This is a genomic window from Pseudomonas sp. GL93 (genome assembly GCF_003408955.1).
GTDB classification, from domain to species: Bacteria; Pseudomonadota; Gammaproteobacteria; order Pseudomonadales; family Pseudomonadaceae; genus Aquipseudomonas; species Aquipseudomonas paracarnis.
Genome location: NZ_NKRF01000053.1, coordinates 37,957 through 53,265, shown reverse-complemented (window position 1 = coordinate 53,265; position 15,309 = coordinate 37,957). Strand labels below are relative to the sequence as shown.

Below are 15,309 nucleotides of genomic sequence, written 5' to 3'. Positions count from 1 at the left end.
GGTTCGGAAAGCCTAGTGAGCACATACACATTCTCCGAATCAAAAGGAATTCAGCATGTCGGAACGCTGTCGCCAACATCGCGCTACCCCTGATTCACCGCAGGTTGCGCAACGCTTTACTTTGAGTCATATGTTCACGGCTGTGCAGATGGCGCTGGTACTGGGGCTGACGGCGGCGCCCACCGCCGCGAGCGCTGCCCCGCAGACAGGCACAAGCAGCACCAGCCTGGAATTGTCGGAAACGGTGGTGGAGGGCGTCATGGACCCCGCTACAGGTCTGCCGCCGGCTTATGCTGGCGGGCAGGTTGCCTCCGGCAGCCGCGTTGGGCTGTTGGGCAACAAGGATTTCATGGAGACGCCTTTCAATACCATCAGCTATACCGATGAATACATACAGAACCGTCAGGCGCAGGATATCGGCTCGGTGATCGGTGCGACCGACCCCTCGGTGTACGTGCCCACCAAACGCAGCAACTTTGAAACTTTTTTCATCCGCGGCTTCTACAGCAACGCCGATGACATCACCTTTAACGGCCTGGTCGGCATGGCGCCGAATATGCGCGGCTCTACCGAATTGGCGGAGCGCATCGAAGTGCTCAAAGGCCCTTCGGCGCTGCTCAACGGCATGCCGCCAAGCGGCAGTGTAGGTGGCAGCATCAATCTGGTACCCAAGCGCGCCGGCGACGAACCGTTGGCACGCTTGACCACCACTTATGAGTCCCGGGGCCTTGGGGGTGTGCACGCGGACCTGGGGCAACGTTTTGGTGATCAGAAGCAGTTTGGTGTGCGCTTTAACGGCGTTTACCGTGACGGCGATACCCCCGTGGATAATCAGCAACACAAAATGGCACTGTCTTCCCTCGGGCTGGATTGGCGTGGCGAGCGGGCTCGGATATCGCTCGATTTCTACAAACAGCGTGAACGCATTGACGGTCTCAACTACTTCGGGATCAACACAATTGCCCCCAACGTCACCCACTTGCCAAGCCCCAAGAAGGGCGATTATGCGTTGGCACCCAAGTGGGCCTACACCATCAACAACACCACTACCACGATGGTGCGGGGCGAATACGACCTGACGGATTCGCTTACTGCCTACGCGGCGTGGGGGCAGCGCGATGGTGGTTACAACGCGATGATCAACTCAAGCACCCTGGTGAACAATGTGGGTGGCATCAGCTCTTCGGCCATTCGTTCGATTCGCAGTGGCACCCAGCAATCGGGTGAGGTCGGGTTGAAGGGCAAATTCCAGACGGGCCCCGTGGATCATGCCTGGACCATCGCCGCGACCCGTTTCACCTCCGACAACAGTTTCAAGGACGCGAGAGCCGCCATCCCCGGCACCACAAATTACGACAACCTCGACTTTGGCAACGCGCCGACCTTCCCGGGCTATGGTGCAACCACCTCGCAAACCAGGGCCAACCTGGGCAGCTATGCGATTGCCGATACGCTGTCCTTCGCCGAAGGCCGTGTGCAATGGACCGTGGGCGCCCGTCGTCAGCGCGTGCAAAACACCACCGACGCTTTCGGCCCCAGGGCTTCGAAAACCAGCTATGACGAAAGCCGTGTCTCGCCGGCCACCGCACTTCTGGTCAAGGTGACGGATGAGGTGTCGCTCTATGCCAACTACATCGAGGGCCTCAGTCAAGGCGCGTCGGCCCCTGACTCGGCAGAGAACGCAGGCGCGGTCATGCAGCCATACCAGACCAAGCAATACGAACTGGGTGCCAAGGTAGACCTGGGCTCTTTCGCCCATACCGTCAGCCTGTTCCAGATTGAGAAGCCCAGTGCCTTTACCGATCCGCTCACCAATGTCTTCGGCGTCTACGGCGAGCAACAAAACCGTGGCGTGGAATGGTCGTTCTTTGGCGAGCTGCAACCAAGATTGCGCCTGATGGGCGGTGCGACCTATACCCAGGCAGAAATGACCAAGGTGGTCACAGGTGGTGTCAAAGACAAGCAAGTGACCGGCGTACCCAAGGTGATTGCCAAGCTTGGCACGGAGTATGACCTCCTCGACGTCCCTGGGCTGACCCTGACCGGCAACATCAACCATACGGGCAAACAATACGCGACGAACGATCATCGGGTGTCGCTGGACTCGTACACCACCTACGATGTGGGGGCCCGCTATGCCTTCAAGGTCGAGACCAAGCCTGTGACCTTGCGCGCCACCGTGCAGAACGTCACCAATAAGGCGTACTGGCTCGGTTCGTGGAACGGCGGCGATGGCAGCGGCCTTTCCGGCGGCTTGGGCGCGCCGCGCACGGTATTGCTCTCGGGTACGGTAGATTTCTGAGGGTTTGCAAGTCCAAAAGCACTGGACCCTGGCGAGGAATGCCATAAACGAAAAAACCCGCCAAACGGCGGGTTTTTAAGGGTTCCACAAACAAACAGTACTGGCCGTCAGTGGAACAGGAGATGGTGCCCGAACCCGGAATCGAACCGGGACGCCCTTACGAGCGGGGGATTTTAAGTCCCATGCGTCTACCAGTTTCGCCATTCGGGCGGTAGCGCGGTGTAACAGGGTTGGGAATATATAGATCCAGCCGCTTCAGCGCAACCTCAAAGCCGGTATTCCCGTACAAAGATGCGCATGAAAAAGCGTGGCAGATCAGTGGTCTACATGGCCTTCGCGCCAAGTCCCGGTGAATGCAGATGTCACAGGAACAAGCCTCATAAATGACAGTCATAGCGATATGCCATTTCGGCATTTCGCAAGGAGTCGTTTGATGCTCAGGGTCCGTAAGCAGGCTTGGATCATCGCCGCAGGTGTGGCGGGTTTGTTGGGCATGGCCATGCTCAGCCCGGCGCAGGCGGGGAGTGCGGTGCAGTGGGGCGAGTTCAGTGCGTCGTCTTCAGACAAGTTGACGGCCGGCTCGATGGACGCGGGCGGTGCCTATGTGTTGAAGCCGTCGGGTGTTTCCGTTGGTGATGTCGAGGCGCTGCAGGCTGGGCAGAAACAGAGTCAAAGCGAACTGCAAAGCTTGAAAAGCAAAGTGGAGGGCCAAGAGCGTGCGTTTGATGAGTTCAAGCGTAAGGACGGTTCGAGTGCCAGTAGCAGTGACAGTCAGCTATCCAGCCTCAAACGCACGGTGGACGAGCAGAAGAGCGCGATAGAGCGGCAGAAAAGCGAGATCGACGGCCTCAAGCGCAGCCTGGATGATGTGAAGCGCAGTGTGGAGACCTTGAGCAGCAAGGTGAAGTGACGGCACTGATGCTGTGAGCAATATAGGGCAACTGTGGGAGCTGGCTTGCCTGGGATAGCGATGTGTCAGTACCGGTATAGAACCTGTTACACCGCCATCGCAGGCAAGCCAGCTCCCACATTGACCGTGTCGGCATTTAGTCAATCAGTGCCAGCAAGTCGGTAATCCCCACATCCACACCCGCCTGGCTCAGCAGTGTCGTCACCTGGCCGCGGTGGTGGGTCTGGTGGTTGAAAAAGTGCACCAGCAGGCCGAAGAAGGGCTTCTCGGCCGCCACGCCGCGCATGTTGTGATAGCGCAGGCGTTGATCAAGGTGGGGCTCGTGCAGGCTGTGGGTCCAATCGATGATCAGTTGATCCAGCCAGGCGCGATGGGCCGATAGTTCGTCAAGGCTGGCGAAGGCCAGTTGCTTGAGGTCGCTGGGCGTGGCAACCCCGTTCAGCGGCGCCAAGGCCGCAAAGTTGGCCGGATGTTCGGCAAAGCGCTTGAGCCAGACGGTGTCACCCAGCATCAGGTGGTTCAAGGTGCCGAGGATCGAACCGAAAAACGCCTGGCGGTCCAGGGTCAATTGCGCGTGCGTCAGGGTGCTGGCGGCGTCGTAGACCTTGCGGTTCATCCATTGGTTGTAGCTGGCCATCAACGCAATATGCTCGATGCGGTTCACCGCTGTTCTCCCTTTTCGGCGTGATGTCGCCATCATAAAGCTTGCCCGCCCGACGGTCATGGTGTTCCATCAGGGGAGGACTATGTTTGATCAACGCCACTATTGCGCCCCGGGAGGGCGACACCATGAATACCAGCGATCTACTGGAACAACTGTTGCGTGCAGGGCAGCAAGGCGGCGGCGCTTCGGGCGGCGGCCTGGGCGGGTTGCTCGGAGGGTTGTTGAAGGGCGCCGGCACCGGCAATGCGCCTGCGGCGGGCGGCGGTTTGGGTGGTTTATTAGGTGGCCTGGGTGGCTTGTTGGGCGGCGCTCCGGCAGGTGGTACTACCCAGACGCGTAGCGGCGGTGGGATGAACTACGCGGCGCTGGCGTCCCTGGGGATGGCGGCCTTCCAGGCGTATCAAGCCTGGCAACGCCAACAGGCTTCGGCACCGCAGCAAGCTATCCAGACCGTTGACCAGCTTGAAGGGCCTGAAGCCGAAGCCCATAGCCACGGTGTACTGCGTGCTTTGATCGCGGCGGCCAAGGCCGATGGCAAAATCGATGCGCAAGAGCAGCAAATGATTTCTGCCGAGATTGGCCGTCACACCGACGACCCTCAGTTGCAGCAATGGCTCGACGCCGAAGTCGCCAAGCCCCTGGATGCCGCCGATTTTGCCGAGTATGCCAATGACCCGGCAATCGCTGTGGAGATTTACCTGGCGAGCGTGATGCTGGTCAATGATCAGCAGGACGCCGAGCGCAATTACCTCGACGACCTGGCCGGTCAGTTGCAAATCGATCCGCAATTGCAGCTGCATCTGGAGCAGCAGGCCAAAGCCTAGAACCTCAGCGTCGCCCCAGTGGTCAGCCACTGGGCGCGATCGCCAATCAGGCTGCGCCCGACCAGCAGGTCCACGTCGACAAATTCGCCAATGTGCAAACGCGGCCCAGCCTGCCAGGCCTGTTCGCCGCCTTCCTGGCCATAGCGCTCGCCAATCAGCGTGAGCGCCGCTGCCAACTGATATTCGAACCCCGCGCCCCACGTCAGGCGATGTTGTTGATCACCCTCGTTGTAAGCGTGGCTCCAGCCCGCGTTCACGTTCAAACGCAGGGGCGCCAGGGGTTGCCATGTCAACGGGATGTTCAGGTCTGCACCGTCAAACCCGTGATGGCGATCCAGCGCGACATGCGCCCCGACAGCAATCGCCAGTTCAAGCCCCAGGTCTTGCCGTGACAGCACCTGCACCTTGGCTTGCGGGCTGATCTGCATCTCGCCTTTACCTGCATCCGTGGCCCGTGACAACGCGGCGCCCCATTGCACGGCAGGCATGGCGCTGAACGTGCAGGCGGGCGACAAGCTGCTGTTATGGGTGCTGCCTGCGTGCCGATGGGCGCTGTACCAGGCGTCGACATTGCATTCACCTGGCGCGTTGATCGCGCCGTCGTCAACCACATAAGCGCCACCTGCGGCTTGGGCTTTTGAAATCAACGCGACCACTAAGACAAGGCCCAGGGTCATGCCGATAAAGATCAAGTTGCGCTGCAATGCACGGCGCTTGGCCGGCGGCAGTAACAGCAGGGTGTGGCGAGCGCCGCGATAGTGACGCGCACGGTATTTGGCAAACCCGTCCTGGCGTGCCGGCGTGTATTTTTTGTGCATGATGCACCTCGCTTGAGTTCAGCTTTCTACGGTCAGCACCGAAATGCCGCTGGCTTTGGCCTGGCAAACCAGCTCCGAGGTATCGTCACCACCCGGGAGGGCAATGAACAGATCGGGGCGGCTGTCGGCCAGCATGAAGTGGTTGCGCTGGCGTTCCGCCTGTTTGCCATGGCGCTGCCAATTGGGTGGATAACGCACCACGTCGATACCGATTTCCCGCGCCCATTCCTCGATCTCACTGCCCAGGAACTGGTTACCGCCGTGGATCAGTACCTGCACCGGGCGCAGGCGGTGGTAAGCGTCCAGCACATGACGGGACTTTTTGGTGTCGGCGTAATGACGACCTGCACAGATCAACACGCGCATGAGCAAATCCTTGTATTGCACGCTGGCGACCGGGCGGCCGCCAGCGTTTGAACGGCGGGGAGGGTCAGTACCACTGCTTGAAGCGGCGGATGTAGATCGTCTTCATCAGTTGGGCGACGCAGCAGTAAGCCAGCAACGTGCCTACCAGCCATGGGAAGTACGCCATCGGCAGCGGCTGCAGGCCCACCAGGGTGCCCAGTGGCGAGAACGGTACGTAGATGCCCAGGGCGATCACGATGCAGGTCATCATCAACACCGGCCAGGCGGCCGTGCTCTGGAAGAACGGGATCTTGCGGGTGCGCAGCATATGCACCACCAGGGTTTGCGAAAGCAGCCCCTCGATAAACCAGCCGGACTGGAACAGGGTCTGCATTTCCACACTGTTGGCCGAGAACACGTACCACATCAGCGCAAAGGTGGTGATGTCGAAGATCGACGAGGTAGGGCCGATCCAGATCATGAAGCGGCCGATGTTTTTCGCATCCCACTTGCGTGGCTTGGCCAGGTATTCCTTGTCCATCTTGTCCCACGGCAGGGCCAGTTGGGAGATGTCATACATCAGGTTCTGCAGCAGCAGATGGATCGCCAGCATGGGCATGAACGGAATGAACGCGCTGGCCACCAGCACCGAGAATACGTTGCCGAAGTTGGAGCTGGCGGTCATGTTCAGGTACTTCATGATATTGCCGAAGGTTTCGCGCCCTTTGAGCACGCCTTCTTCCAGCACCATCAGGCTCTTTTCCAGCAGGATGATGTCGGCCGATTCCTTGGCGATGTCGGTGCCACTGTCCACCGAAATACCCACATCGGCATCCCGCAGCGCCGGTGCATCGTTGATACCGTCGCCGAGGAAGCCGACGGTGTGCCCGTTAGCTTGCAGGGCCTTGAGCACGCGGGATTTTTGCAGCGGCGTGAGTTTGGCAAACACCGTGCGTTCTTCCACGCGGCGTAGCAGGGTGGCGTCATCCATGGCTTCGATTTCCACGCCCAGCAGCGGCTGGCCGGGTTCCAGGCCAACCTGGCGGCAGATCTTGCTGGTGACCATGGCGTTGTCGCCGGTCAACACCTTGATCGCCACGCCAATCTGTTGCAGCGCCGCAATGGCCGGGCCTGCGGTTTCCTTCGGTGGGTCAAGGAAGGTCAAGAAGCCCTGGATCACCAGATTGCGCTCGTCGCTGGTGGTGTACTGCTGGCGTGCCAGCGCTTTAGGAATATTGCGAGTCGCTACCACCAGCACGCGGAAACCGTCTTCGTTGTAGTCGTTGGCGAGCGCCAGCAGCGCCTCACGACGGCGGTCATCCAGGGGCAAGGCTTCGCCGGCCTCCATGACATGGGTAGAAATGCTCAGCATCTCTTCCACCGCGCCCTTGCACACCAGCAACTGGTCACCGGCGGCATCCTTGACCACGATCGACAGGCGACGACGGACAAAGTCGAACGGCAATTCATCGACCTTGCTGTAGGCAAACGGCACCTGGAACTTGGGGTTTTGTTCCGAGAACTGCACCACCGCCTGGTCCATCAGGTTTTTCATGCCGCTCTGGTGAAAGCTGTTGAGCCAGGCCAGGGACAGCACGGCGTCATCGCGCTGGCCGAAGGCATTGACGTGATGCTCGAGGATGATCTTGTCCTGGGTGAGGGTGCCGGTCTTGTCGGTGCACAGCACGTCCATCGAACCGAAGTTCTGGATCGCATTGAGGCGCTTGACCACCACTTTGCGCTTGGCCATGGCCGTAGCGCCCTTGGCCAGGTGGGCGCTGACGATCATCGGCAGCATTTCCGGGGTAAGGCCGACGGCCACCGCCAGGGCAAACAGGAAGGCATCGCCCCAATCGCCCTTGGAGAAGCCATTGAGGAAAAACACGATGGGTACCATCACCAGCATGAAGCGGATCAGCAGCCAGCTGACACTGTTCACGCCCCGGTCGAAGGCGGTTTGCACCCGCGAGCCAACAATCGCCTTGGCCAGGGAGCCAAAGTAAGTACGTGGCCCCGTTGCAACTACCACGGCCTTGGCGCGACCGCTGACCACGTTGGTGCCCATGAAGCAGATGTTCGGCAAGTCCAGCAGATTGCCCTGGTCGGCGGCCAGGGTAGAGGCGGATTTTTGCGTGACATCGCCCAAGGTGTCGTACTTCTCCACCGGCAAGGCTTCGCCGGTCAGCACGGCCTGGCTGATAAACAGGTCGCGGGACTCGATCAGGCGGATATCGGCGGGGATCATGTCGCCGGCTGACAGCTGCACGATGTCGCCGGCCACCAGGTCGCGCATCGGCACTTCGCGCAAGACCGGCTGGGCGCCAACCTGCTCGCGGCGCAGCACGGTGGCGGTGGTGCGTACCATGGCCTTGAGGGCCTCGGCGGATTTGGCCGAGCGGTGTTCCTGCCAGAAACGCAGCAGGCTGCTGAGCAACACCATGGTCATGATAATGACGACCTTGGTCGGGTCGGCTTCTTCACCTTCCTGCATCGGTAGCCAGCAGTCAGTCACAAAGCTGATCCCGCCCAGGGTCAATAGTACGTAGATGAACGGGTTGTTCAGTGCCTGCAGGAACTGGACGATGGCGTGTGGCGGCTTGTCGTGGGCAACTTCGTTATAGCCTTCGCGTTGCAGGCGCGCCGAGGCGTCCAGCTCGGTCAGGCCGTCCTGGGTGGCCCGTACATTGGCGAGGGTGGCCGCCAAGCCGTTGTGGGCTTCACGGGCGGCGCGCATCGACAGCTTGGTGTCGGGGGCGGTGCCATTTTTTTTGTGCAGAGGCGTGTTTTTTACGGCGCTCATTGTCTGTACTCCTGTCGCCAATTCTCGACAAAACATACCCGGTACTTACCTGAATACAGGCGAGCGAAAGCATGCCGAGCCGCGGACTTCGCGATCGGTTTAAATAAGGTGTTCACATAACTTCTGAAGGGCCCGCTAACAGCGTGTTAGTTAACTAACGTGCAGCGGGCTACTACTGGACCTGTTCATAAAGAACTCCAGGGTCATCAATAAGAAAGTTGCTGTTTCCAGCCAGCTCAGGCGGCGCGAGCGCCCAGGTAAAGACCGAGCATCAAGCGCGCTTGCGCCAGGCGGGAAACCTTGGGTCTCTGCGGGTCTTGAGGGTCGGCATGATCCCAATGCTGCACCAGGTGGCCGCTTTCAGGGCAGATACGCCAGTGCGCCAGCGGCGGTGCTGGGCGCACTTGAGGGGAGGGTGTGGCAAAGGTCGAGCGGGTTGGCGAAAAGCTGACCTGCGTGCGGCACAGCTTGGCGCGCAGGGCTGCGGCCAGCGTACGTGCATCGGGCAAAGCAATGAGTTGGAAGGTCATAACACACCTCGGGACCGGACGGGCGACCGGTGAGGCAGTTACGGTGGAGCATCAAGCTCTAGCGCAGCTTACCGGACCTGGAACGCGAGTCCTGTCATATTCTGGGTTTGGCGCCCGATGCCCGCAGAGGCGGTGCTCGGACAGCGACTAGATACTGTGTCCATTGGCTTCTTTTGTGAGGTTTAAAAAAGGCCCCAGTTGCGGGCACGGGCAATCTACTCAGGGCGTCACAGAATGTCAACGCATGATTAATTAAATTAGCCCGTGTTCAGAGTTTGTTCAGACAAGAGGCATGTGCAAGTTACGGGTTGGATAACTTTATATACCTTGCGCGGCGAGTATCGCCAGATAGATCAATACTAAACCGCACGCCGCATAACTCACGCGTTGCCAGCTAGGTGATGCGTTCTTGCGCAGCAGGTTCACCAAGGCGGCGGTGAGAAAACACGAGAGCACCGACGCCAGCATGAATCCGGCAAAAAACATCAGGGTCTGCCCGTGACTGGGGGTTGTGCCGACGATGCCCGACAGGGCGCTGCCCAGGGCACCCCAGTAGACAATATTCTTCGGGTTGGCCAGGGAGATCGCTGCGCCCACCGCCAACGCATTTTTGCCTGAGCTGGCAGGGACGTTGTCGGTCGCGGGTAACTGCCAGGCATCAATCAGGCTGCGGATGCCCAGCCAGGCCAGGTAGAGCGCACAGACGATCGTCAGTGGCACTCGCACCACATCATGCTGAATCAGCAGTGCGATACCGGTGAGGCCTATCACTGCCCAAACCGCATCGCCTACGAGGGAACCAAACTGCACCATCAGCGCCGGTGTGAAACCATGGAGCAAGCCGCGTCGCAGGGTCTCTGCCAGCACCGCGCCGGGAGAAAGGCAAAATACAAAACCGAATACCAGCGCATAGACAAAGATCGACAGCATGCTCAGTTCCTTTCGAGAAAGTGCCAGAGCATACGTCAGTCCGGGAGGGGGATACCACGTCCTCTGTAGGAGCGAGCTTGCTCGCGAAAAACGTCAACGATAACGCGTGTTTTCTGGATGAACGCGGTGCCTATGAGTTTTTTGCGAGCAAGCTCGCTCCTACAAAGGTTGCGGTGTTGAGGCAATGCGATGGAGTTCAGCCTTCAATTCATCCGACGATAAATGTGCAAAGGGCAGCGCAAAAAACGCCTCGCAGCGTGCGGCGATGATGTTGAGGGTAGCCTTGAATGCAGCGTCTACTTGCGCCTCATCACCTTGCACCTCGGAAGGGTCTTCCAAGCCCCAATGGGCCTTCAGCGCCGGGCCGAAATACACCGGGCACGCTTCACCGGCTGCTTTATCGCACACGGTGATGACCACATCCGGCGGGCTGCCTTCGAAGGCGTCATTGCCCTTGCTGTACAAGCCTTCAACGCGGATTCCCGCTGCCTGCAATGTCGTCAGGCTGCGCGGCAGCACCTGGCCTTTGGGGAAACTGCCGGCGCTGATCGCTTCAAACCCCGGCGGCGCCAGGTGGTTGAACATGGCTTCGGACAAAATGCTGCGACAGCTGTTAGCGGTACACATGAACAGGACTTTCATGGCGCGTTCCTTTAGAGGCTCAGGCGCAAGGCGAGGGCGGCGAGGGTGATCAGCAGCACGGGCAAGGTCAGCACGATCCCGACCTTGAAGTAGTAACCCCAAGTGATAGTGATGCCTTTGCGCGCCAGGATATGCAGCCACAGCAAGGTGGCCAAACTGCCGATGGGGGTGATTTTCGGGCCCAGGTCGCTGCCGATCACGTTGGCGTAGATCATCGCGTCCTTGACCACGCCCACGGCATGGCTGGACTCGATGGACAACGCGCCAATCAGTACCGTCGGCAGGTTATTCATCGCCGATGAGAGCAGCGCCGTCAGCACCCCGGTGCCCATGGCCGCGCCCCACACACCATAGGTGGCGAAGGTGTCGAGCCAGGTGGCCAAATAGTCGGTCAGCCCGGCGTTACGCAGGCCGTACACCACCAGGTACATGCCCAAGGAAAAAATCACGATCTGCCAAGGCGCTTCCTTGAGGACTTTGCGCGTGGAAATCTTGTGGCCCTTGGCGGCAATCACCAGCAGCAGCACGGCGCAGACGGCGGAAATCGCACTGATGGGAATACCCAGAGGTTCCAGGGCGAAACAGCCGATGAGCAGAATACCCAGTACCCACCAACCGGCGCGGAACGTCGCAGGGTCATGAATGGCACTGGCGGGGTCTTCCAGGTCGGCCGGGTCGTAGGTCTGGGGAATGTCCCGGCGAAAAAACCACAGCAGCACTGCCAGGGTCGCGGCCACGCTGACCAGGTTCACCGGCACCATCACGGCAGCATATTCGTTGAAGCCGATCTTGAAATAGTCCGCCGAAACGATATTCACCAGGTTCGACACCACCAATGGCAGGCTCGCCGTATCGGCGATAAACCCGGCGCCCATGACGAAGGCCAGGGTCGCCGCCGGGGAAAAGCGCAAGGCCAACAGCATCGACATCACGATAGGTGTCAGGATCAACGCCGCACCGTCATTGGCAAACAGCGCCGATACCAGCGCACCCAACAGCACCATATAAGCAAACAACCGCCGGCCGCGGCCACGGCCCCAGCGCGCCACATGCAGGGCTGTCCAGGCGAAAAAGCCGGCCTCGTCCAGCAATAGGCTGATGATGATCAGCGCGACAAAGGTGCCGGTGGCGTTCCAGATGATGTGCCACACCACCGGGATGTCCGCCAGGCTGATCACCCCACAGGCCAGCGCCAGGATCGCGCCCAGTGTGGCACTCCAGCCGACGCCCAGGCCCTTGGGTTGCCAGATGACCAGCACGATGGTGACGAGGAAAATCGCAATTGCGACAAGCATGAATAAAAGCTCCGATGGCTCAGCAGCAGGTGCTGGCCCGTTGTGGTCTGTCGCCCATTGCATTCAGACGCAGTGCGTCATCCTGCAACCATGGCTGGTTGGCTTGCAGAGTGGTGTCCAGCACCTGAGTAACCCAGGCGGGCAGTGCCGGATTGATGCGGTAGTAGATCCATTGCCCCTGACGTCGGTCCACCAGCAGCCCGCAACTACGCAATTGCGCGAGATGACGGGAGATTTTTGGCTGGCTGTCGTCCAAGGCATGGATCAACTCACACACACAAAGTTCGCCCTCGCGCAGGATCAGTAAGGTCACCCGTGCACGGGTGGCATCGGCCAGGCATTTGAACAGGGCGGTCGGGATGAGGAGGTCTGACATGATCAAGGGCTTTCAAGTGGATATATTTGAATATACGTATTTCCATATGTATCGGTCAAATCTTGTTTCAATTGATATGGATCAAATGCCTTTGAAACCGCCACAACTGTTTGAAATTAAAATGAAACACAAATGTCCTAACGTGCCTGCCCATTGCTGATGAAGGAAGACCCGCGTGACCCGAGCCACCCGCAACCTGCGCAAGACCCTGGATTCCGTCGCGGAAAATAACGAAACCGCGGCCTTTGACCTGATGCGCGCCGTGGAAAAACTCGGCGATGAAGTGCTGCGCCAGCGCCTGCTCAATACCATCCACCGGCTGAACCAGGATGCGTATGAATTGCGCGAAGCCCGGGATTCGGTGGAGCAGGTTTCGGTCAAGCTCGCCTGAGCAAGATCGTTCAAGACAAGCCTTCGTTCGTGCTGGCATGCTTGTCGACTGTCTGTCGATGAGCCGTTTCCATGCCCACTGCATTACCTCATTACGCCTTCACCCGCGGCGCCATCGCCGTCATTCCCTTATCCCTGGCCTGTGCGCCCTGGGGGTTGCTGGCCGGCTCTATGGCCATCGACGCGCAATTTACCCCGCTGCAAGCCCAAGGCTTGTCTGCCATTGTGTTTGCCGGTGCCGCACAACTGGTGGCCATCGGCATGGTCAAGAGCGGTGCCAGCCTGATTTCCATTGTGCTGACCACCTTGCTGCTGACCTCCCAGCATCTGCTCTATGGCATGCACATGCGCCCTACACTGTCTTCGCTCAACGCCCGTTGGCGCATGAGCCTGGGGTTTTTGTTGACCGATGAATTCTTTGCCCTGGTCAACCACTATGACCGCCAGACCTTCAATCGCTGGTACGCCCTGGGCGTCGGCCTGACGTTTTACCTGATCTGGAACCTCTTCACCCTCGCCGGCATTGTGCTGGGTAAAAGCATTCCGGGCCTTGATCAACTGGGGCTGGAGTTCTCAATTGCCGCGACCTTCATCGCCTTGATCACCCCCGTGGTGCGCGACGTGCCCATAGTGGTGTGCGTGGCGGTGGCACTGCTGTGCTCGGTCTGGTTGAGTTATCTGCACTGGGAGTCGGCGGTGGTGGTCTCGGGTGTGTTGGGGATGAGCGCGGGGTTTGCCTGTAAACGGCTGGGAGTGGGGCAACGATGATTTACCTGATGATTGTGGCCATGGGCTTGGTGGTGTTCTTCAACCGTTACCTGTTTATCGAGCCACGCTTGCCGGTACGGCTCAATCGCGGCGCGCGTGAATTCTTGGGCTTCGCCGTGCCGGGCATGCTCACGGCGATCTGCGGGCCGATTATTTTCCTGGCTGAGCATCGGCTTAACCTGAGCCCGACCAACCCTTACCTGCTGGCCGGCATCTGCGCCGTGGCGTTGATGTACTGGACGCGCAGCGTGTTGACCACCGTGCTATTGAGCATGGCGCTGTTCTATCTGTTCCGTTGGTGGTTTTGATACCCAGGCAAAAAAAAGCCCGCGGGGTGGCGGGCAGAAGGGAGACTTCTAAAAAATGAGCCTGACCACTATAGGCGGCGTGTTTGCCCTTCACAGTGAAACAAAGTTCATGGGCGCGTCAGTTGGCCCCGGCACAGTGGTAGAGTCATGGTTTTTCCAAGGAAGCAATGGCATGCACAAAGTGGTAATGGGCGCATTGATACTGGCGGTACTGACCGGTTGCGCCGGTTCGAAGATGAAGGAGGCGCGCGCAGGCAGCCCCTACAAAACCCTGGCGTCAGACAAGGCCACTCTGGTCGTTGCCCAGTGCATCCAGTTCGGCTGGCAGGATGAAAGCGTGTTCGGCGTCGATGCCGGCGGCTTCAAGGAAGCGACCGAGGCGGGTGGTTTTACGGTGTACACCACCGGTGGCGATTACTTTGTCGATGTACTCAGCACCGGCGCGGGTTCTACGGTCAACTATTATGCTGCTCAGGACAATATGCCGGCCAAACGTCGCCTGGCAGCACTGGCCACTTGTCTGTAAGTCGGTTGCCTTAGTCATATTCCGAAACGCCTGGCGGGACAGCCGCCGGGCATTGGCTTATGATTCACTCGCTCGTTCGACGTGATGGCTCTTTACCGGTACACGGATGTCGAGGCTTAAACGTCGAACGAGCTCCTCCATCCCAATCTCAACGGGGCATGAAACCCAAGTGCCAGCGTCGCGGAATCAACAGTGTCGCCACCCCCAAGGCCCCAGCCAACGCACCACTGACCCACAATGCGCGCAGGCCCATCTGCTGTTCCAGCAGCGCACCGATCACAGCGCCAATGAACATCCCACCCCACGGAATCAATTGCACGCGCCATCCATTGCGGCGCTCGCCCAATAACCAACGGCCCAGCCCGCGACCAAAGCGTGACAGCGCCCCGGTGACGTAGGTCAGCCCCACCGGTAACCCGTTCACCTCCTCGACGGCCGCGTTGAGCATGCCCATGGCAATGATCGCTGCGAGCAACGCGGGCAAGGTGTCGGTCGATGGCCACAACGCCGCAGCGCAGAGCAAGGCGCCGATGCACAGCAATAAGGGCAACGCATGGCGCTTGCTGAAACGGCTGACCAGCACGCCAAAGGCATTACCGACCACGAAGGTGGCGACCAGCAACACCAGCCGCCCGGTGAGCCCCAGGTCGCCCGCACTGATGGCCACCGCCAGGCGCGTGGTGTTACCACTCATGAAGGAGACGAAATCGCCGCTGGCCATAAAGCCGATGGCATCGGTCATGCCCGCCAGCACCGACAGACAGGCCACCAGCATCAAGCCCACCCGCCCGCGCCAGCGCTGTCGAAGGGCGAGCGTGACATTGGTGTAAGGCTTGCGGGACGAAGGCAGCATGGGGCCGTTTTCCTCGGTGAGATTATCC

The 15,309-nt window shown here is 59.7% G+C and carries 17 protein-coding genes and 1 tRNA gene; 7 read left to right on the top strand and 11 right to left on the bottom strand.

Annotated elements, in window-relative coordinates; genetic code table 11:
• The first annotated feature begins 55 nt into the window (after positions 1-55).
• A complete protein-coding gene (locus CER19_RS08680) occupies positions 56-2,302 on the top strand; it encodes a TonB-dependent siderophore receptor (protein WP_116666111.1) in 2,247 nt (748 codons plus the stop codon).
• Positions 2,303-2,425: 123 nt separating this feature from the next.
• Here the strand turns inward: CER19_RS08680 and CER19_RS08675 are convergent.
• Positions 2,426-2,512 (bottom strand) — tRNA-Leu (locus tag CER19_RS08675).
• 223 nt (positions 2,513-2,735) lie between these two features.
• Between CER19_RS08675 and CER19_RS08670 the strand changes: the two genes are divergently transcribed.
• A complete protein-coding gene (locus CER19_RS08670; RefSeq protein ID WP_116666110.1) occupies positions 2,736-3,212 on the top strand; it encodes a hypothetical protein in 477 nt (158 codons plus the stop codon).
• A 136-nt stretch (positions 3,213-3,348) separates the two neighbouring features.
• Here CER19_RS08670 and CER19_RS08665 read toward each other — a convergent pair whose 3' ends face one another.
• The gene (locus tag CER19_RS08665) at positions 3,349-3,876 is read right to left on the bottom strand and encodes a DinB family protein (protein ID WP_116666109.1); all 528 of its coding nucleotides are present in this window, start codon (positions 3,874-3,876) and stop codon (positions 3,349-3,351) included.
• A gap of 125 nt (positions 3,877-4,001) precedes the next feature.
• Here CER19_RS08665 and CER19_RS08660 point away from each other — a divergent pair, with 125 nt between their 5' ends.
• Complete coding sequence (locus CER19_RS08660) at positions 4,002-4,700, top strand: tellurite resistance TerB family protein (RefSeq protein WP_116666108.1); 699 nt, start codon at positions 4,002-4,004, stop codon at positions 4,698-4,700.
• Here CER19_RS08660 and CER19_RS08655 read toward each other — a convergent pair.
• The 8 genes from CER19_RS08655 to CER19_RS08620 all read right to left on the bottom strand — a co-directional run bounded on the left by CER19_RS08655 (position 4,697) and on the right by CER19_RS08620 (position 12,436).
• On the bottom strand, positions 4,697-5,518 hold the full coding sequence (locus tag CER19_RS08655) for a hypothetical protein (protein WP_116666107.1): 822 nt from the start codon (positions 5,516-5,518) through the stop codon (positions 4,697-4,699). The two genes, CER19_RS08660 and CER19_RS08655, sit on opposite strands and share 4 nt — an antisense overlap.
• A gap of 18 nt (positions 5,519-5,536) precedes the next feature.
• Entirely contained in the window at positions 5,537-5,884 is a 348-nt protein-coding gene (locus CER19_RS08650) for a DUF2493 domain-containing protein (RefSeq protein WP_116666106.1), read from the bottom strand.
• Positions 5,885-5,948: 64 nt separating this feature from the next.
• The gene (gene mgtA, locus CER19_RS08645; RefSeq protein WP_116666105.1) at positions 5,949-8,663 is read right to left on the bottom strand and encodes a magnesium-translocating P-type ATPase; all 2,715 of its coding nucleotides are present in this window, start codon (positions 8,661-8,663) and stop codon (positions 5,949-5,951) included.
• Positions 8,664-8,899: 236 nt separating this feature from the next.
• Positions 8,900-9,193, bottom strand: coding sequence for a hypothetical protein (locus tag CER19_RS08640; RefSeq protein ID WP_116666104.1), 294 nt, complete (start codon positions 9,191-9,193; stop codon positions 8,900-8,902).
• A gap of 318 nt (positions 9,194-9,511) precedes the next feature.
• Positions 9,512-10,123, bottom strand: a complete 612-nt coding sequence (locus CER19_RS08635; RefSeq protein WP_116666103.1) for a LysE family transporter — start codon at positions 10,121-10,123, stop codon at positions 9,512-9,514.
• 159 nt (positions 10,124-10,282) lie between these two features.
• On the bottom strand, positions 10,283-10,765 hold the full coding sequence (locus CER19_RS08630) for an arsenate reductase ArsC (protein WP_116666102.1): 483 nt from the start codon (positions 10,763-10,765) through the stop codon (positions 10,283-10,285).
• Positions 10,766-10,776: 11 nt separating this feature from the next.
• On the bottom strand, positions 10,777-12,060 hold the full coding sequence (locus tag CER19_RS08625; protein ID WP_116666101.1) for an arsenic transporter: 1,284 nt from the start codon (positions 12,058-12,060) through the stop codon (positions 10,777-10,779).
• Positions 12,061-12,079: 19 nt separating this feature from the next.
• Positions 12,080-12,436 (bottom strand): metalloregulator ArsR/SmtB family transcription factor, encoded by a 357-nt coding sequence (locus tag CER19_RS08620; protein WP_014718529.1) that lies wholly within the window; start codon positions 12,434-12,436, stop codon positions 12,080-12,082.
• A gap of 175 nt (positions 12,437-12,611) precedes the next feature.
• Between CER19_RS08620 and CER19_RS08615 the strand changes: the two genes are divergently transcribed.
• The 4 genes from CER19_RS08615 (at position 12,612) to CER19_RS08600 (ending at position 14,428) form a co-directional block, all read left to right on the top strand.
• Positions 12,612-12,827, top strand: coding sequence for a hypothetical protein (locus tag CER19_RS08615; protein ID WP_003191339.1), 216 nt, complete (start codon positions 12,612-12,614; stop codon positions 12,825-12,827).
• Positions 12,828-12,898: 71 nt separating this feature from the next.
• On the top strand, positions 12,899-13,594 hold the full coding sequence (locus CER19_RS08610; protein WP_116666100.1) for an AzlC family ABC transporter permease: 696 nt from the start codon (positions 12,899-12,901) through the stop codon (positions 13,592-13,594).
• Positions 13,591-13,902 (top strand): AzlD domain-containing protein, encoded by a 312-nt coding sequence (locus tag CER19_RS08605; RefSeq protein WP_116666099.1) that lies wholly within the window; start codon positions 13,591-13,593, stop codon positions 13,900-13,902. Before CER19_RS08610 ends, CER19_RS08605 begins: the two co-directional genes overlap by 4 nt.
• Before the next feature lie 172 nt (positions 13,903-14,074).
• Positions 14,075-14,428: a hypothetical protein gene (locus tag CER19_RS08600; protein WP_003191336.1), complete on the top strand. Its 354-nt coding sequence runs from the start codon at positions 14,075-14,077 to the stop codon at positions 14,426-14,428.
• 148 nt (positions 14,429-14,576) lie between these two features.
• Here the strand turns inward: CER19_RS08600 and CER19_RS08595 are convergent, their stop codons facing one another.
• A complete protein-coding gene (locus CER19_RS08595; RefSeq protein WP_116666098.1) occupies positions 14,577-15,281 on the bottom strand; it encodes a YoaK family protein in 705 nt (234 codons plus the stop codon).
• Between the last annotated feature and the right edge of the window lie 28 nt (positions 15,282-15,309).

Excerpts from the sequence above, each read along its gene's own strand:
- CER19_RS08660 (WP_116666108.1), top strand. The coding sequence starts at position 4,002 with ATGAATACCAGCGATCTACTGGAACAACTGTTGCGTGCAGGGCAGCAA.
- CER19_RS08630 (WP_116666102.1), bottom strand. The coding sequence starts at position 10,765 with ATGAAAGTCCTGTTCATGTGTACCGCTAACAGCTGTCGCAGCATTTTG.
- CER19_RS08670 (WP_116666110.1), top strand. The coding sequence starts at position 2,736 with ATGCTCAGGGTCCGTAAGCAGGCTTGGATCATCGCCGCAGGTGTGGCG.
- mgtA (WP_116666105.1), bottom strand. The coding sequence starts at position 8,663 with ATGAGCGCCGTAAAAAACACGCCTCTGCACAAAAAAAATGGCACCGCC.
- CER19_RS08650 (WP_116666106.1), bottom strand. The coding sequence starts at position 5,884 with ATGCGCGTGTTGATCTGTGCAGGTCGTCATTACGCCGACACCAAAAAG.
- CER19_RS08610 (WP_116666100.1), top strand. The coding sequence starts at position 12,899 with ATGCCCACTGCATTACCTCATTACGCCTTCACCCGCGGCGCCATCGCC.
- CER19_RS08655 (WP_116666107.1), bottom strand. The coding sequence starts at position 5,518 with ATGCACAAAAAATACACGCCGGCACGCCAGGACGGGTTTGCCAAATAC.
- CER19_RS08640 (WP_116666104.1), bottom strand. The coding sequence starts at position 9,193 with ATGACCTTCCAACTCATTGCTTTGCCCGATGCACGTACGCTGGCCGCA.
- CER19_RS08635 (WP_116666103.1), bottom strand. The coding sequence starts at position 10,123 with ATGCTGTCGATCTTTGTCTATGCGCTGGTATTCGGTTTTGTATTTTGC.
- CER19_RS08600 (WP_003191336.1), top strand. The coding sequence starts at position 14,075 with ATGCACAAAGTGGTAATGGGCGCATTGATACTGGCGGTACTGACCGGT.
- CER19_RS08620 (WP_014718529.1), bottom strand. The coding sequence starts at position 12,436 with ATGTCAGACCTCCTCATCCCGACCGCCCTGTTCAAATGCCTGGCCGAT.
- CER19_RS08625 (WP_116666101.1), bottom strand. The coding sequence starts at position 12,060 with ATGCTTGTCGCAATTGCGATTTTCCTCGTCACCATCGTGCTGGTCATC.
- CER19_RS08595 (WP_116666098.1), bottom strand. The coding sequence starts at position 15,281 with ATGCTGCCTTCGTCCCGCAAGCCTTACACCAATGTCACGCTCGCCCTT.
- CER19_RS08605 (WP_116666099.1), top strand. The coding sequence starts at position 13,591 with ATGATTTACCTGATGATTGTGGCCATGGGCTTGGTGGTGTTCTTCAAC.
- CER19_RS08680 (WP_116666111.1), top strand. The coding sequence starts at position 56 with ATGTCGGAACGCTGTCGCCAACATCGCGCTACCCCTGATTCACCGCAG.